Origin of the sequence: Burkholderia dolosa (assembly GCF_902499135.1) — a bacterium.
Lineage (GTDB): Bacteria > Pseudomonadota > Gammaproteobacteria > Burkholderiales > Burkholderiaceae > Burkholderia > Burkholderia dolosa.
Genome location: NZ_CABVPR010000022.1, coordinates 1 through 17856, shown reverse-complemented (window position 1 = coordinate 17856; position 17856 = coordinate 1). Strand labels below are relative to the sequence as shown.

The 17856-nt window shown below is 66.7% G+C and carries 11 protein-coding genes; 1 reads left to right on the top strand and 10 read right to left on the bottom strand.

The genetic code is table 11. The features are described 5' to 3' along the window. Positions 1–25: 25 nt before the first annotated feature. The 9 genes from thpR to ilvD form a co-directional block, all read right to left on the bottom strand. Positions 26–613, bottom strand: coding sequence for an RNA 2',3'-cyclic phosphodiesterase (thpR, locus tag BUB20358_RS12170; protein ID WP_006764067.1), 588 nt, complete (start codon positions 611–613; stop codon positions 26–28). Positions 614–911: 298 nt separating this feature from the next. Next, the gene (locus BUB20358_RS12165; protein WP_006764066.1) at positions 912–2102 is read right to left on the bottom strand and encodes a porin; all 1191 of its coding nucleotides are present in this window, start codon (positions 2100–2102) and stop codon (positions 912–914) included. Between the two features lie 145 nt (positions 2103–2247). Continuing rightward, on the bottom strand, positions 2248–3651 hold the full coding sequence (locus BUB20358_RS12160) for an MFS transporter (protein ID WP_035973336.1): 1404 nt from the start codon (positions 3649–3651) through the stop codon (positions 2248–2250). A 165-nt stretch (positions 3652–3816) separates the two neighbouring features. Then, the gene (locus BUB20358_RS12155) at positions 3817–5142 is read right to left on the bottom strand and encodes an FAD-dependent oxidoreductase (RefSeq protein ID WP_006764064.1); all 1326 of its coding nucleotides are present in this window, start codon (positions 5140–5142) and stop codon (positions 3817–3819) included. Between the two features lie 34 nt (positions 5143–5176). Continuing rightward, entirely contained in the window at positions 5177–5632 is a 456-nt protein-coding gene (locus tag BUB20358_RS12150; RefSeq protein ID WP_035972187.1) for an aconitase X swivel domain-containing protein, read from the bottom strand. Further along, positions 5629–6915, bottom strand: a complete 1287-nt coding sequence (locus tag BUB20358_RS12145) for an aconitase X (RefSeq protein ID WP_035972186.1) — start codon at positions 6913–6915, stop codon at positions 5629–5631. Before BUB20358_RS12145 ends, BUB20358_RS12150 begins: the two co-directional genes overlap by 4 nt. Beyond that, a complete protein-coding gene (locus BUB20358_RS12140; protein WP_035972183.1) occupies positions 6916–7833 on the bottom strand; it encodes a TauD/TfdA dioxygenase family protein in 918 nt (305 codons plus the stop codon). Beyond that, positions 7823–9205 (bottom strand): MFS transporter, encoded by a 1383-nt coding sequence (locus tag BUB20358_RS12135; protein WP_006764061.1) that lies wholly within the window; start codon positions 9203–9205, stop codon positions 7823–7825. Before BUB20358_RS12135 ends, BUB20358_RS12140 begins: the two co-directional genes overlap by 11 nt. 1 nt (position 9206) lies before the next feature. After that, positions 9207–10922 (bottom strand): dihydroxy-acid dehydratase, encoded by a 1716-nt coding sequence (gene ilvD, locus BUB20358_RS12130; protein WP_006764060.1) that lies wholly within the window; start codon positions 10920–10922, stop codon positions 9207–9209. An 87-nt stretch (positions 10923–11009) separates the two neighbouring features. Here ilvD and BUB20358_RS12125 point away from each other — a divergent pair, with 87 nt between their 5' ends. Next, positions 11010–11972, top strand: a complete 963-nt coding sequence (locus BUB20358_RS12125; protein ID WP_006764059.1) for a LysR family transcriptional regulator — start codon at positions 11010–11012, stop codon at positions 11970–11972. 821 nt (positions 11973–12793) lie between these two features. Here BUB20358_RS12125 and BUB20358_RS12120 read toward each other — a convergent pair. Continuing rightward, complete coding sequence (locus BUB20358_RS12120; RefSeq protein WP_035972182.1) at positions 12794–17644, bottom strand: NACHT domain-containing protein; 4851 nt, start codon at positions 17642–17644, stop codon at positions 12794–12796. Positions 17645–17856 lie beyond the last annotated feature (212 nt).

Sequence of the window (17856 nt, the reverse complement as noted above, 5' to 3'; positions counted from 1 at the left end):
GCACCGCGCCGCCGTGCCGGCGCAATCAGGCCGGCGCGTCGGCGTTCAACGGCCAGCGACCGATTACGTCGTGGTGTGTCCTGCCGAGCCAGCTGTCGATCAGCACGAACTCGCTCACCGTCCATGTCATCGGTTCGACCGTGCGCGGCGCGCGGCGGCGCTCGTCGTACCGTAGCGTGACGTGCAGCGCCGAAAGCGCGCCCGGCACTCGAAGGCCGGTCCTTTTCAGCGCTTCGACGAGTTGCTGCCGCAAATCGATCAGCTCGCGCGGATCGTCGGACGCAGTCAGCACCCACGGATAGTTGTCGGGACGACCCTTGAAACTGACGATCCGATCGAACGTCACGTCGAACGGCCGCGCGTGGACACGCCGTGCCGCATCGCGGGCGCGGACGACCACGTCCGGCGGCACGTGCATGAAATCACCGAGCGTACGCAGCGTCACATGCAGGCGCGTCGTATCGACCCAGCGGTCGTCGACCGGCGCGTCCGGCGAAGCGCGGCGCGCCGTGTCGGCAATCCGCTTGGCGGTCTGCGGATCGGGCTGCACCGCGAAAAACAGCCGATGATTCAACCGCGGCGCTTCGATCCCTGGCAAAGTCAGTTGGGTCACGGCGGGTTTACCGATATGCCGATGGATGAACAGTCATTATCGTCAATCGGGCGGCGCGCCGCTCGCCGCGGAAACAGGTCCGGCGCGCGCGTAGCCAACCCGGTCTGCGACAGGCTCGAATACCGCGGCAACGCCGCGCCGCGACGCGGCTTGCCGATGCCGCCCGAGCGCCGAATTCGTGCCGCTCGTGCCGCTCGTGCCGCTCGTGCCGAACGGGCCGCTCGTGCCGAACGCGCCAAACGCGCCGCAACGACGCGCAAGCGTTCTCCGCGCACGCCCGTCGCACGGCGTCCGCGCGCTAGAAACGATGCCGCAGCCCGGCCAGCACCGCGATCTGGCTGCTGCGCCCCGCCCCCGCCGGTCCGAAGAAGTTGATCGCAACGGTGCTCGCATCGCCGGCCAGCCGTTGATAGACCATCGACATATGCAGATCGGTGCGCTTCGACAGCAGGTACGCGATACCCGCATCCACCTGATGCCATCTCGGCCGGTCGCCGGCCGCGAACGACGTCGCGCCGCTGCCGGTATACCCGTGGCCGTCGGTGAAGATGTAGCCGACCCCGGCCATCAGCACCGGCGTGAAGTAGCAGCGTCCGTTGATCTCGTAGTTGTTGATGCGCAGGCTGCTGCCGCCGCGATAGTCGAGCAGCGTGTTGGTGAAGACGAAGTTCACCGACGCCGCGCCGAACGAATAGCCGGCTCCGAGTGCCGTGATCCGCTGGCGCTCGACGAAGCCCGCGTTGTAGAAAATGCTGGTCGAGCCGCTGTATTCGTCGCCGATCGCGCCGCCCGGATTATTCGCCGACGCGAGCCCCGCCGACGGATCGTTCAGCTGCAGATAGCTCGCGACCACATGCAACGGTCCACGCAGATAATCGAGCCCGAAGCCGTACGCGCGGTTGTTGGCGAAGCCGCGGCCCGCGTCGCCGCCGGCCTGATTGCTGAATGCATAGAGCGCGCCGAGCTTCAGTCCCGCGAGCGGACTCACCTCGTACTTGACGCTGTTGTTCAGGCGGAACGTCTGGAAGCTGTCGTCGACGTCCCCGATGTGCGCGCCGTAGATGCTGCCGAACATCAGCCAGGACATCAGCGGTGCGACGTAGTCGAACGTGTAGTCGTACTGGCGGCCGAGCGTCAGCTTGCCGTACCGCGTGCTCGACAAGCCGACGTACGCCTGCCGTCCGAACAGCCGGCCGCCCTGCGACGACGTGCCGTTCAGTCCGCTGAAACCCATTTCGAGCTGGAACACCGCGGACAGGCCGCCGCCGAGGTCCTCGCGTCCGAGCAGGCCGACGCGGTCGCCGCTACCCCAGCCGGTCGCCATCGACCAGCGCGACGCGCCCGGTGCCCTGATCGACGACGCGACCGTATTCGTCCACGCGATGCCCGTATCGATGATGCCGTACAACGTGACCGAGCTTTGCGCGCAGGCCGCGAGCGGCGCCGCGAGGGCGCAAACCGCCGCGGCAGTGCAGACTGCCGTTTTCATCGTGCTTCTCCGGTTTCGAGGTCGTGACGTGATGCGGATCGGGCGGCGGGAACGAGCGGCGGACGCGAACGCGTCGCATGCATTGCTCGGACGACCGTGCGTGGCCGCGCGCTGCGCGCCGCCGGCCCCGCCGCTGCCGCTGTTGCTAGCGTTCCGCCGCGGGCAGCGGCGACTCGGCGCCTGCGGAATCGCGCTCTGCGAGCCCGTCGTCGTGCATGTCGCCGGGCCGGTACATGCGGCCGAGCACGAACATCAGCGCGGCGACGGCGACGACCGGCAGCGCCGCGATCTGGAACAGCTCACGCACCGGCACATGGGCGGCGAGCAGCATCCCGCCGATCATCGGGCCGGAGATCGAACCGATCTTCGCGACGCCGATCGCGGTGCCGGTGCCTTTCGAACGGAAGCTGGTCGGATAGACGATCGACGCGACCGCATTGAGTCCGGCCTGCGTGCCGGCGACGCAAAAGCCGACGCCGAACACCGCAACCGTCAGCCAGCCCGCATCGAGCTTCATTCCGAGCGCCGCGACGAGCGGAAAGCCGACGAGCGGCAGACAGGTGACGAGCCGCACGCCATGGCGATCGATGAAGCGCATCAGCACGAGGCCGCCGAGCGTGCCGCCGACCGAGAACAGCGTCGTCGTCAGCGCGGCGCGATGCGCGGCGACGCCGGTCGCCTCGATCAGCACCGGCAGCCAGTTCTGCAGGAAGAACAGCGCCATCGAATTCGCGATGTACGCGAGCCACAGCGCGGTCGTCACGTAGCGCAGGCGGCCGGCGAACAGCGTGCGCGGCGAGAACTTCGCGACGCGGCGCTCGTCGGTCACGACGAAGCGCGCATCCGGCGGCAACGCGAGTTCGGGCCGCACGCGCGCGGCGGTCGCCGCAATGCCGTCGCGGGGCCAGCCCTTCAGCACCTGATAGCGCAGCGACTCCGGCATCACGAACGACAGCGCGCCGGCCACCGCGAGCGGCGCGACCCCGCCGACCACGAATACCGCGGGCCAGCCGTAGTGCGGCACGAGCCACACGGCGACGCCGCCGCCGAAACCCGCGCCGAGCGTATAGCCGGTAAACATCACCGTGACCCAGGTGGCGCGCAGCCGCTTCGGCGCGAATTCCGACACGAGCACGAACGCGTTCGGCACCGCGCCGCCGATGCCGATGCCCGCGGCGAAGCGCAGCCACAGCAGCTGATCGACGCTCGACGCCCACGCGGTCGCGAGCGTGACGAGCCCGTACCAGCAGGCGCCGAACAGGATCGCGCGCTTGCGCCCGATTCGGTCGCCGATATAGCCGAACAGGATCGAGCCGATCATGATCCCGAAGATGTTCGCGCCGAACACGGGGCCGAGCACGCTGCGCTCGATGTGCCATGCGCGGATCAGCGACGGCGCGGCGAACGCCAGCGCACTGAGCTCGTAGCCGTCGGTGAGCATCACGAGCCATGTCGACGCGATCAGCACGATCGCGAAGCGGCCGATTCCCTGTTCGTCGATCAGGCGCGACACGTCCACCGTGCGCGCATCGGGCAGCGTTTGATTCATCGTCTCCTCCACAGGTGCCGCGTCGGCCCGCGGGCCGATCCCGGCGCGTCGCGCGTTCCGTCATTTCGTGTCCGGCCGGCGCGGCAGCGGGTGCAGGTCGCGGGCGTCGTTGCAGAACGCCCGATGCACCTCTTCGGTATTTCCGCGCCGCCGGCAGGTGTTGCGTCAGTGCTTCAGATGCGGCGGATCGATTCGATCGACGTTGTCGGCGAGCCGCTCGCGCAGCATCCCGCGATCGATGTCGTGCACGCTGCCGCCGTCCGCGAGATCGAACGCATGCGCGGCCGCCGCGCCCATCGCGATGCACGGCCCCATCACGCGCACGCTCGACAGTGCGGTCGGGTCCGCGTCGATGCAGCGGCCGACCGCGATCAGGTTGTCCGCGTCCTTCACGACGAGGCTGCCGAACGGCACGGTATGCAGATGGTCGTCGCCGAACGGCTTCCATTCATAGCCTTCGGCGCGATCGTGCAATTCGATCGGCCACGACGTGCGCGCAACGGCGTCCGGAAACCGCGTGGCGGCGATCACGTCTGCCGAGGTCAACCGCTGAGCGCCGACGATCCAGCGCGTCTGCCGGATGCCGGGCAGCCCGTAGCTGCGGATGCGCGCGTTGCGATAGATGTGCGGATACTCGCCGCGCAGAAACTCGAACGCGCGGTCCGCCTGCTCGCGCCCGACGAGCGCGGTGCGCGACGCCGCCATCGGCTCGAGCGGCGTCTCGATGTGCGTCATGTTCGCAATGCCGATGTTGCGGCCGCGGAAATAGAACACGAGCCCGTCCTTGCGCTCCAGCCCGTACGCGTGCGCCTTTTCCTCGACGCGCTCGCGAAATGCGGGCGGCGCCGGCAGATCGGTCTCGTCGAGATTCTCGAGCACGATCATCTGCGTGCCGCGAATCGGCGTCTCCGGCTCCTGGCAGTCGAACCCGGCGAGCCATGCGAGCGCGGCATCGCCGCTCGCGTCGACGAAGCCGTCGGCCGCGATGCGCACGTCGCCGTAGCGCGTCGCGACGTCGAGCTCGCGCACCCGCCGCCCTTCGCGCACCACGTCGCGCAACACGGCGCCGAGCACGACGGTGATGCCTGCGTCGAGCATCTTCTGCTCGATCCAGCGCGCGAGCGCGACTTCGTCGTACAGCACGACGGTCGTCAGCGGCCCTTCCTTGTAGTGCAGCGCGCCCTTCTCGCCGAGATCGTGCAGGATGCCGTCCGCGATGCCGTGCGTCACCTGGAAGCGCTTCGGCCCGTTCGAGAACAGCCCGCAGAACGTGCCGATGATCGAGTTCACCGCCTGGCCGCCGAGCGCCGGCAGGCTGTCCACCAGCACGACCTTGCGGCCGAGCGCGGCGGCTTCGAGCGCGGCCGACGTGCCGGCGATGCCCGCGCCGACGATGCACACGTCCGCGTCGAGTTTCCAGCCCGTCCGTTGGCCGTCGCGGCGGACGATACGAGTACCAGTCTTCAAAACACTTCCTCCTTGAAAAGCCATCGCGGCGACGCGCGGGCACGGCCGCGCGGCAGAATCAGACGCGGCTGCGCTTGAGCACTTCGACGACGCCGCGATCGGCGTCGACGCGAACCCAGTCGCCCGTTTCGATCACGTCGAGCGGATCGATGTCGAAGTCGGTCAACGACGGCGCGTGGCTCACCACCGCACCGAGCGCGATCTTCGTGGTCATTTCGTTGAACAGCATCGCGGCCGGCGCCGTACCGGCGATGCGTGCGATATGGAACTGGCTCGACCATCCCGACGAACCCTTTGCGCCGGGAAACACCAGCACCTTGTTCGCGAAGCTCCGGCCGCGCAGCTCGTGACGCGTCTCGATGATCGTGCCGGTGCGCGGATCGATGCCGCCCCAGCCGGAGATGCGGTCGCGCGTGACGAGCGCTTCGCCCTCGACACAGCCGCCGACCACCTTGCGTCCGCGCAGCACGATCGGCGTGCCGGCTTGGCCGCTCGTTTCGCGATTCGCGCTCATGCGTCCCGCCCTCCGCTCCAGCGGCCGCTCACGGCCGCGTCGATACAGTCGGCCGTCGTGCCGAACCACGCCTGCACGCCCATGATCGCCGGCAAGTAGTGCGCCTGCTTCGCCGAGTCGAGTGCGACGACGCGCGTCCCCTTGGGCATCACGCGACCGATCGCCGAGCACGTGTCGGTCATCAGCACGCCGCCCGCATCCTCGATCAGCTTCGTATAGCCGGCCTGGTCCGCCAGCTGGCGCGTCGCGCGCGCGGTGAAGATCCACAGTTCGGTATTCGCGCTGATACGGCGGCCGTCGAGCAACTGGCAGACCTCCCAGATCTGCTCAATCGAATAGTGCGGGCAGCCGAGCATCACGAAGTCGACCTGCGCGTCTTTCGCGGTGACGTTGACGCGCTCGTACGCGACGCGCCGCTCGGCCGCGCCGTAGCGGATCGTCTCGAGCGGCTTGCGGCCGCGAAACGCTTCGTCGCGCGTGCGCGCCTCCGGCGTCTGGCCGACGATGTGGTACATCTCGACGCCGCCCGAGGAAGCCGCGGCCGCGCCGAAGTGCTTGAGCTTCGGCAGGTTCGGCACGTCGCGCAGCCCGTCGAGCACCGGAATGCGGTCCTGCACGAGTTCGCCGACGTAGTAGCCGAGCAGCCCCCAGTCCTGCACCGTCGTCACGTCGACGTCGAGTTCGATCAGATGCGTGCCGCCGCGGTTTTCGTCCAGGTGCAGGCCCCAGTACGGAATCTTGCCGGTCAGCATCGCGGCGCCGGTGCTCTCGCGCCCTTCGGCATTGGTGCGCGCGCCGAGCACCGCGTTGATGTAGATGACCGCCGACGACTCCATCCACGCGCAATGCTCGCCGCGCACCGGCACGTTGCCGGTCAGATACGGCGCGCAGGTATTGAGCGGCTGAATGCCGAGCCGTCCGGTGAACGCCTCGCCCTGGCGATACAGCTTCACGATCTCGCCGTCGATGCCTTGCCGCTGCGCATGCTGCGGGTCGAGCCCCTGCTGCAGATGGCTGCTGAAGACCTTCGCCTTCGGCACTTCGACCACCTCCGGGCTATCGAGGTTGAATTCGGAAAACACCGCGTCGAGGCCGCCGTGCTTCGCCGCGTAATCGCGCAGGAACGGCATCGTCGCGCCGACCGTGCCGCATACGTTGTGGGTATCCACCAGCCGCGGCGCGCCGAGCGCTTCGCCGTAGCGCACCAGCAGATCCATCGCGCGCTGCACGGCCGCGCCGTCGCGGCCGTCGAGCATCGCCCGTTCGTCGTCGTTCAGCTGCATTTAGCGCGCTCCCTGTACAGGTTCGAGTTGCGCCGCTTGCGGCGCCACGTGCCGGTCGACGTCGATCGTCGTCGCGCGCCGCAGTTCGCGGCGCACCGACAGATCGTGACGGCGGCCGCGGTGCAGCGTGCAGCGGTTGTCCCAGATCACGAGGTCGCCGGGCAGCCAGCGATGCGAATACACGAAACGGCGCGCGGTGGCATGCTCGAGCAGATCCATCAGCAGCACGCGGCCTTCGGCCAGCGTGCGGCCGACGATGTGCGTCGCGTGCGCGCCGATGAACAGATGGCGGCGCCCCGACCCGGCGTGCTCGCGCACCAGCGGCCAGCGCACCGGCGGCAGCGCGTTGCGCTGCTCGTCGCTGTAGTCGGTGTCGCCGAGCAGGAAGCGCGAGTGCAGCGCGTAGTGCTCGGCTTCGAGTCCTTCGAGTTCGCGCTGCTCGCGAGGGTCGAGCGCATCCCATGCGGCGCGCATGTCCGCGAACTCGGTCTCGCCGCCCGACTCCGGCACGACGACCGCATGCAGCATCGAATAGCGCGCCGCCGGCTGCTGGAACGAGCTGTCGCTGTGCCACAGCTGGTTCGCCAGATTGCCGACGATGCGCCGGTGCGTGCGCTCCGCGATCTGTCCGGACTCGTCTACGTTCGAGATGTCCGCGAGCTCCTGGTATGCGAGCCGCGCATGCGGGCGCGCGACGCGCTTGAAACCGAGATCGAGCGGTCCGAGCGCACGCGCGAACGCGAGCTGCTGATCCTGCGTGAGCGGCTGACCGCGGAACACCAGCACCGCGTAGCGATTCATCGCGGCGTCGATCGCGCACGCGAGCCGTTCGGAAACGGGCGACGTCAGATCGATGCCGCTCGCGAGACCGACGAAGTCGGCACGCGCGGCGTCGATGGGAACGACTTCAAGCGACATGGGCGGCTCCTGTTTCAGTGTTGTCCGGCGCGGCATCGTCGCGGCGACGATGCAGACGGCCGAGCGCGAAAGCGAGCAGCGCGACGAAGGCGACCGGCACGGCGCCGAGGAAGAACATCCGCTCGACCGGCAGATGCGCGGACATCAGCATCCCGCCGATCACCGGTCCGGCGATCGCGCCGATCTTCTGGATACCGACCGCCGCACCCGTGCCTTTCGCGCGCAGCGCGGTCGGATACACGAGCGCCGCGACCGCGTTCAGCCCGAACTGCGTGCCGACCACCGTGAAGCCGGTCAGGAACACCGCCGCGACCAGCATCGGGCCGGGCAGTCCGGTGCCGAGCAGCGCGACGAGCGGCGTACCGACGAGCGGCAGCACGGTGATGATGATCGCGCCGCACGTATCGACGAAGCGCATCAGCGCGAGCCCGCCGAGCGTGCCGCCGAGCTGGAACATCGTCGAGACGAGCGCCGCGTCGCGCGGCGCGAGACCCGCGCTTTCGATCAGCACCGGCAGCCAGCTGCTGAGAAAAAACAGCGCCATCGAGTTCGCGACGTAGACCGCCCACAGCACGGGCGTCAGCGCACGCAGCCGGCCCGCGAACAGCAGCCGCAGCGACCCGTCGCGGCTGCGCTCGTGTGCGTGGCCCGGCGACGCGCCGCCGATCGCGAAGCGCGCATGCGGCGGCACGGCGAAGCCCGGCGCGATCCGCGCGACGATTCGCGCGACTTCGGCGTGACGGCCCTTGAGCGTCAGGAAGCGGATCGACTCCGGCACCGCGAGCCACAGCATCGCGCTCGACACGAGCGGCGCGATGCCGCCGATCACGAACACCACCTGCCAGCCGAACGTCGGCACGAACCACGCCGACACGAGACCGCCCACGCTGCTGCCGATCGTATAGCCGCTGTACATCAGCGTGACCCACGTCGCGCGCCAGCGCTTCGGCGCGAACTCCGTCGTGTACGCGATCGCGTTCGGCACCACGCCGCCGATGCCGATGCCCGCGAGAAAGCGCAGCACCATCAGCTGCTCGAGGCCGGTTGCGCGCGACGCGGCGAGCGTGAAGCCCGCGAGCACGACGCTGCCGATCACGATCATGCGTTTGCGGCCGATCACGTCGCCGAGATAGCCGAGCACGAACGCGCCGATCATCGTGCCGAACACGAATGCGCCGAACACCGGGCCGAGCACGCCATGCTCGAGGTGCCACGCGCGGCTGAGCGCCGGCGCCGCGAACGCCATCGCGGCGAGGTCGTAGCCCTCGGTCATCATCATCACGCCCATCGCGACGATCAACAGCACGCCGAAGCGGGTCGTCTGCTGGCGCTCGATCACCGTGCCGATGTCGATGACGGTTTCGCCGTTCATCTCAGCGCTCCCGCGCCGGCCGGTCCGCGCCGAGCACCGCGCCTTGCGGCATCGTGCCGACCGTCGCGCGGTAGATTTTCAGCCAGCCGGTGTCGTTCACCGGCGCGGGACGCTGCCACGCGGCGCGGCGGCGCGCGAGCTCGGCTTCGTCGACCTTCAGATCGCACACGCGCCGGTCCAGGTCGATTTCGATCGTGTCGCCGTCCTCGACGAACGCGAGCGGACCGCCGGTCGCGGCTTCCGGCGACACTTCCGCGACTACCAGCCCCTTGCAGACAAGCCCCGACAGATGCCCGTCGGTGAGCATCGCGACGCGCTCGGACAAGCCCGCGCCGTCGAGCGCGAACACCACGCGCGACGCACCGCCGCCCATCGCCGGGCCGCCGCATACGCCCGCGCCGCGCATCACGACGACCTTGCCCGGCTGCACGCGGCCGTCCTTGATCGCGGCGATCGCATCGTCGGACGTCGAGAAGCAGATCGCGTCGCCCGTGAATGCGCGCTGCTTGGTCGGCGAAATGCCGAATTTGACGATGCCGGCCTGCGGTGCGAGGTTGCCGCGCACCAGCACGATCGCCGGATGGTTCGCGAACGCGCGCTCCGGCGGGCGGATCACGTCGTCGTCGGCGATCGTCGCGTCGGCCAGGTTGTCCTTCACCGTGCGCCCCGTCACCGTCAGCGCACCGGTGTCGAGCCAGGGTTCGAGCCGCTTCATCACGCCGCGCCCGCCGCCCGCGGCCTCCAGTTGCTCGATCGTGTGCGAGCCGACCGGACGCACGCCCGTCAGCACCGGAACGTGCGCGGCGAACGCCTCGAACAGCGCGTACACGTCGACGTCGAACCCGCCTTCCGTCGCGATCGCCTGCAAGTGCTTGACCGTATTGATCGAGCCGCCGACCGCGAGCATCGTCTTCACCGCATTCGCGAACGCGCCGCGCGTGAGGATGTCGCGCGGCTTCAGGTCGTCGCGCACCATCTCGACGATGCGCGCGCCCGCCTCGCGCACGAACGCGAACATCCTGTCGCTGTTCGCGGCGACCGGCGTGCTGCCGGGCAACGACATGCCGAGCGCCTCGCTCGCCATATGCATCGAATTCGCCGTGCCGAGCCCCGAGCACACGCCCGGGCCGCGAATCGCGTTCTGGCTCATGCCGATCAAGTCGTCGACGGGCAGCTTGCCGGTCAGCGTATGCATCGCGCCGACGAATACGTCCTCGATGTCCACGTGCTCGCCGCGATATTCGCCGCTTGGCTGATAACCGCACGCGACGACGATGCTCGGGATGTTCAGCCGCGCGGCCGCCATCAGCTGGCCCGGCACGGTCTTGTCGCACGACGCCAGGCACACCATCCCGTCGAGCTGCGCACCCTCGACGGCCACTTCGATGTCGTTCGTGACGAGGTCGCGCGCGGCCAGTATGTATGCGCCGCGCGCGCCCGCGCCGGTGATGAAGTCGCTCGGCGCCGCGGTGCGGATCTCGAACGGCAGCGCGCCCGCGGCGCGGATCGCCTGTTTCAGTTGCGCGGCGATGCCGTCGAGATGGCTGAAGCAGGTAGCGAGTTCGGACGACGAATTGACGATGGCGATCTTCGGCTTGTCGAGGTCTTCCTCGCCGATGCCGAGATTGCGCCATTGAGCGGCGCGCACCGCGCCGAGATAGGAACCGCGCGGGAAATTGCTGCGCAACGGGCGTTGCGGCTTGCGTCCATCGGACATGGCGTCTCACTCCTTTGTTGTGAAACGATGTTAGGAAGCAGGATAAAATCCGTCAATTATGTGAAATCGATAGGCATCATCCAAACCATGGATATTCGTCAGGTCGACCTGAATCTGCTGAAGGTGTTCGATGCGCTGCTGAAAAAGCGCCATGTCACGCAGGCCGGCGTGAGCATCGGGCTCAGCCAGCCTGCGATGAGCTACGCGTTGTCGAAGCTGCGCGAGCTGTTCGAGGATCCGCTGTTCGTGCGCACGGGCCGCGGCATGGAGCCGACGCCGCGCGCGCAGGCGCTCGGCGATCCGGTGGCGCGGCTACTCGATCTCGTGCAGACCGAAATCTTGCCGATGCCCGAGTTCCGCCCTGCCGAGTCGTCGCGAAATTTCGTGCTGTGCATGTCGGACATCGGCGAAATGGTGTTCCTGCCGCGCCTGCAGAGCTTTCTCGACAAGACCGCGCCGCACGTGAGCATCAAGACGGTCGCGCTCAGCATGCCGGAGCTGGAGGAAGCGCTGGCGAGCGGCGACGTCGACCTCGCGATCGGCTACTTTCCGGGTTTGAACAGCGAATCGCTGAAGCGCAAAGCGCTGTATCGGCATTCGTATCTGTGTATCGCGCGCGACGATCATCCGGAAATCGGCGACACGCTGTCGCTCGATCAGTACTGCGCTGCCGCGCATGTGATGGTGCATCCCGAAGGCCGCGAGCAGGACGTGCTCGCTCGCACGCACGAGCGCCTCGGCATTCGCATCAACGTGCGCTTCAGTGTGCCGCGCTTTATCGGCGTGCCGTTCGTCGTCGCCGGGTCGGACATGATTGCGGCGGTGCCTCAGGCCGTCGGGCGGCGCTTCGCGGAGTTCGTGAACGTGAAGCTGCTGCCGCTGCCGTTCCCCGCGCCCAAGTACGACCTTTATCTGCACTGGCATCCGCGCTTTCATCACGAGCCGGCCAACCGCTGGATTCGCGACGCGATGAGCGAACTGGTCAAAGGGCCGATGCAGCACGAGCCGCTGCCGAATACGAAGCGGATGCGGTTGACGGCGGCGCGGTAGCGCGCGGCTGTGGCGCGGGATGGGTGGTTGCCGTGCGGGTAGCGCGACGTGGCGAGATAGAGACGGTGATGAAGCGTGCGCGGGATGGCACCCGCGATCGTGCGCAGCGATGCCGATGCGCGGGCGGGATTCGTATGAATCCTCGTCGCGCCGCCGATCGACGCGATAGTCGAAACGGAAATCCACTACCGCGGACGACGTGACCGCCGCATATCGGCCACGTCGGTCGGGCACTTTGCAGGTGTGCTGTCGGTCGGGTCGAGCGCCCGAACTCGGGGCCCGTCAGCATGCATGCTCCGCGAAAACCATACCGTCGCTTGCTACCGTTACGCCCGGTGACGGTAGCAAATCAGGTCGTCTGCGGAGAAAGGTGCTGCGCCGTGGCCGGCGTCGTTGATCGCGCGCTGCCGGTGACGGACGCCGGCGGATCAAAAAAAGACAGTGATTCTTTGATTCCGTAGGAAGAAATCGCGCGATTTATAGACCTCTGCAGACTGCTGCAGAGGCTATCGGTTTATTCCCACTCGATTATCTTTTTGCATTAAATAATTATTTAAATCAATCACTTATTCCAATTGATCTTGTCGATACCACGCAAAATACCATGGAGAAAGAAGGGTCTCATTTGGATTCGATGGCCTGTAAAGGCCACGTTTATGCTCCGCTCCCTTACCTCCGCGCAAGTGCTGCGCAGCGCCAGAAGCGATCTTTGGGACTAAGCCGCTAACCGGACATTCGCGCCATGCGAGCCCGCGACCAGGGCCGCACAATGTGTGTGGTCGTTATCCCGATCTCAGCGCAGTGTGATGAACGATAATCGTCTACTGCAGCAGTTCTGGAAGCCGATAGAAGAGCCGACGGATTGACGGCCAGCCGACCGCAACGAACACTTCCAGCGTGTCAACGAGCGCGGTTCGGCGTTGCGAATCGTCGAAGATTTCCTTGTGGTCGGCAAGGTAGCGCCCGACCAGCTTCACCATGAGGTCGGCCGCCAAGCTCTCGAATTGGTAGCCGGTTTGCTGTCCGCCCTTGAGAACGGCGAAGGCGATGAGATCGAACACGCCGGCGGGATCGGCTTCGACCAGGTGCTCCAACAACTGGATCAGATAGTAGACCGTGTGCGGCCCGCCGTGCTCGCCGATCTGGCGCAGGATGGGCGCCGTCTCGTGAAGGAAAACAGCGGAGCCTTCCACTGTCATCGGTGGCGGGTTCCGGTCCCCATGTTGGAACGCGCCCGAGCTGAAGTAGAACTGCTGGCAGACGGTATCGATGATCTGCATTGCGCTCCCGGCGCGCTCAATCTCCGCCTCTGTGGGAGCTGAGAGCGTGGCATAGTGGGTCAGAACGTCGCCCGCCTGAGAAACCGCCTGGATGGTCAACTCGATGGCCGTCGCTCGATCTCGAGCCGGGTCTGGATCCTCCGGGCCCCGCAAGCCGGCCGTGTAGGCCGCCCGCATCCACCGGATCGCATCGCGGACCTCTTCGACGTTGTCGACCGTCCGTGCAAACCAGCCTCGGACATGCTCCTCGGCGTCCGTGAAGCCGAACCGCAGCCAAAACTGCAGTGTCATCTGAACCAAATGTCGGCGGATCGTCGCGTTGCGCCGGTCGCTTGCCGGGCACCGCTCAATCAAAATCATGATGAGGTCGGCAACTGGACGCGCTGCGTCATACCGTTGGATGTTGCTCAAGCAGTTGCAGACGTAGCTATCCAGTACGCTACGATTTTCCTCGACCTCGACCAGACGGGTCGCTCGCGCCCAGAATCCCGCGCGATCCATCTCCCAGATACGGATCAAATGAAGGGCGGCGCTCAAGCGAACGGCGGGATGGGGATCGGCCAAGACGCGGTCGATCAACGGCTCCAGCCCTGGGTAAACCTCAGGCCGTTTCAGGCAAAGGTCGAGCGCCGCTTCCGCCGCCTCAAGCCTCGCCGACGGCGAACCCCAACTCGAGAACTCCTCGAACTTGGCCTCGGTATCGTCCTCGGCCTCCGGATTTTTGAGGTGGCTGGCGTACTCGATCCAGCTCAGGAGTTGGTCGATCAACTCCGCCGGCGTGTCAGCCGACACGTGGCTGGAGTTGACCACCTTATGAACGCCTTCCGCGAACGTACCCTCCGCTCGGCGCACTAGGGAGTCGTCCGGGATGGCACCGCTGTCCAAGCGGGCCTTAAGCGCCGTCAGCGCTGCGAGTGCTTCGGTCACGGACTCGACGGGACCCTTGCGGTCGCCTTCCAAGCCCAGTGCGCGGCGAGCCCGGTCAAGCTCTGCGCCGGTCTCGCGTACGATTGGGTTCGCCTTATTCTCCTGGCTGAGCCAGTAGAAATCGTCGTCGGCCTTGCCCCAGCTCACCTCGACGTTGTGGAGCCGGTTGTTGGTAATCTCGGTCTCAGGAGCCGCGGCCAGGATGTCGCGGGCTGCTTGGGTCGCCAGGCGCTCAGCGCCGATGGTGGCGAAGAGACGCCGGAGAAACCCCTCTTTCGCGGCCTTCGGGTGGAGAAAATCGTCGAAGGGGTGATCGATGAGTTCGCCTTCAAGCGCTTCGCGCTCTTCGACCGATAGCCCATCATATTGAGCCGCCAAGAGGTCGATGGAGTCCTTGCGCGTGTCGGGTGTGATCAAGAACTCGGATCGCGCTGCATACGGAAGTAGCCGTTCAGCCAGGGCGCCGCCCCGGGCCGCAGCCGCCATGAAGAGTCGCGACCACATGACGGCGAGACTGCCTTCGCGCACAGCGTGTTCGACCGACGCCAAAACCGCCGCCTCGTCGCCGGTCTCGAGCCAGGTCTCGAATTGCGACAACAGGGCATCGGCGTCGTGGGCGTGTTGAGGGTGGACCTCATGGGCCCAGATGTAACTGAGGTCCTGCTGGAGATGCACCACATCACCAGCGACAGTGACTTGGAGCGGGTTCACCCCTTCTGAACGGGAGTGTTCGCGCGCAACGTAACCAGCGAGCGCCACCAGCAAAGCTTGGGTCGCCGCGACCGGCGATGCGTGTAGGAACCGAGGGAAGTATTCCTTGAGCGACCACCGCGATGACTCGAAGTCCTGCCGAGCGTTGGAGGTCAGGTTGAGAATTCGACCGCTGCCCATGGAGGTTTTACGGTCGTCGCTCACCTGGCGCGCGAAGGCGCTCTCGTAGATTTCCGCCGCGAATGCCGGTGAGGCCTTGGCGATGGCGTCGATCTTCCCCGCTAGCGCGGGCAGTTCCTGGGGCGCAAATCGGTCGAAGCGATCATCGGTCAGCGCCGCACGCAGCAAGGCCACGGATGCGTCCACGTCTGTCGCGATGGTATCGGCCACGAAGCCGATCGCGGGGGTGGCCAAGCTTTGCGTGTCGTCCAAGGTGTAGCCATGGGCTAGAAGCGCCCTGACCGCCGATCCCATATCGGCGCGCAAGGCCGGATCTTGAACGCGCTCGGTCAGCATGTATGCCATCATTCGCAGCACGCCGGCGTTTGACCCTGGCTTCCTTGACAGCTGAAGCTGGAGATGAACCCACGGCGCCAGGGGAATCCCGGGTTCATCCTCAAGCCGAACCGCCATGGAGCCGGCGACGTGCGGAAGGGCGGCGACGGCGGGGGCCACTTCCGCGCCGATCGCTTTTGCGAAGGCATCGATGTCGTCGGTGGTCGTTGGCAGTTCGGCCGCCATTCGAGCGGCGATGCTGCGGATCACCGGATCGCAGTCCGCGCGGCCCAAGAGGTTGCTGACCGCGGTCCAGAACCGATTGTGATCGGCGTCTTCGGCCCAGAGTGACTGAAGCAGAAAGCCCATGGCGGGGGCGAGGACGAGACCAAGCCCTTCCGCCTTGGGGAAGGCCGCGCTGCCGTCAACGACGCCATCGGGGTCGAGGAACACGCGGCTGGCGACGTAGTCAAATAGAAGATGGTGCCGGAATTGGACGGATCGCTCGCCGTTGGTGACGACCAGCACGCCCTCGCCGGTCAAGGTGTCCAGGATGGCGGGGTTGGCGGCGGCCACCTTAACCCGCTGAGCCCTCAAGGCGCGGTTGGCGACCATGTCCTCGACGACCGAACGCAGGCAAACCTCGGCTGCGACCCCGTGGTCCCGCACGCGGCGGTCCCAATAGAGGTTCAGCAGCGCGATCTGGGAGTCGATGGCCCAGAAGTCCTGGCTGACGGCGCCGGTCGCGACCAGGTCGGCGAGAAGGCGGGTGTTGAACGGCACCATGGCCAGCTCCCGCAGCTTGGCGGTGCTGTTCTGGAGCATGTCCGCCAGCCGCGGTGCTCTGGCGAGCAATTCCGCGAATTCGCTCTCGGACCAGGGCGGCACCTGAACGTGCCGCACGTTGGCGAACCCGTCACCTTGGAGGGCTCTGTCAGGGGGTGTTCCCCTGAAGAGGCTTCGGAAATTCTGTCCCAGCCGCAGATCGAACGTCCGAATGGAGGCGATCACGGTCCATCGCCCGCCCAGTTCCACGACGGACTCGACGAGCCGCTTGAACGCCGCCTCGCCCGATCCGCCGCGACTCGCGTCCAGCGCGTCGATCAAGAGGAAGGCGGGTTCCGGCCCGTCCCACGCACCCAGCACCGCCGGCAGATCATGGTCCAGACCGAGGGCGCGAGACAGGCCCTCCAGCGACTCGACCGAGAACCGGTCGACCGCCATCTGGACTACGTCGTTGCCCTTCGCTCGAAGGGCACGCCCGAGGGCGTTGATCACCGCGCTTTTGCCAGCGCCGGGCTCACCGATCAGCAACAGGTCGCCGCTGAGTGCGGCCGCATTGACCGCAGCCTGGCAGTGGCGAGCAATGCCGACGGGCATACCCGTCTCGGCTTCAACGACCTCCAAACCGGCTAACGTCTGTTCGGTTTGCAGCGAGTAGGCCGTAAGCGCTGCGATATCTTTGCGATAGTCGGGCCGAGCCGCGAGCTGGGCGCCGCGGGCCATCAGGTCGGTGCGGAGTGCGTGAAGGGTTCGGCCGCCGCGCGCCGCCATCAGGTCTCCTGCGACCCGCTCCAGCAAGTTGATAACCGTCGGGGCGTCCGCCGGCGCCTTCAGGACTGACCCCAAGGCGGCGGCCCAAGCGATTCGATCGGAACCTTCAGGGTCGATCGTATAGACGTAGGTGAGGCGCGAAATCGAAAGCAGGACATCCTCAGTCAGCGGTTCGCCCGGCGCGGCGATGGCCCAGGCGAGGCGGACGCAGGTGTCGAACTGCGCGAGCGCCTTGGTCTCGCCAGCCGTGAGCACCGGTGCGCCGGGCTGCCGTCGGGCCTCCAGGCCCTTCGCCAAGTTGACGCGGGTAGTCGCCGGCGAGCCGGGCCCGACAGCGATCAGCAATCGGTCTTTGGACGGGTCGAGCGGCCGGTTCCATCCGAGGTCACCTGTACCGTCACGGCAGAGCCGGAACTGACGCACGATCTGATCGACCGTGTTTCCGAACTCGCTTTCGAGGATCTCGGACAGAGAGAGGGTGTTCTTGGCTTGGGCACAAATGACACCGCCGTCGCTCGTCGCGGCGAAGGTGTCGTCCAGCGGCGCCTCGGTTTCCATGCGAATGCTGGTGACGATGGCGCTGCCGAGTTGAAGGCGCGGGTCGATCGGCGTCTCAGTCAGCATCCAGAGCCCGAACAGCCCACCAAGGCTCTGCTGGAAGTTCACGCCGGACGCAGTCGCGTTGCCGCCGCCAGTCGCAAGCATTCGCGGCGCTTTCACCTTGGGCGTGGAGGGTCTGGTTTTCGACATTGGCGATGAATGTAAGGAGAAATCGTCGGTATCGGAACAGCCAAGGTCCACAAGCCCGCGCTTTCTATCGTTCGCCAACGGCAGAGCCTATCCGATCTTTTGTGTGTGAGGCATAAACTGATGGCCAAGGAGCCACTTTATGCCACGCAAACGCAAGGAAGAAGTGA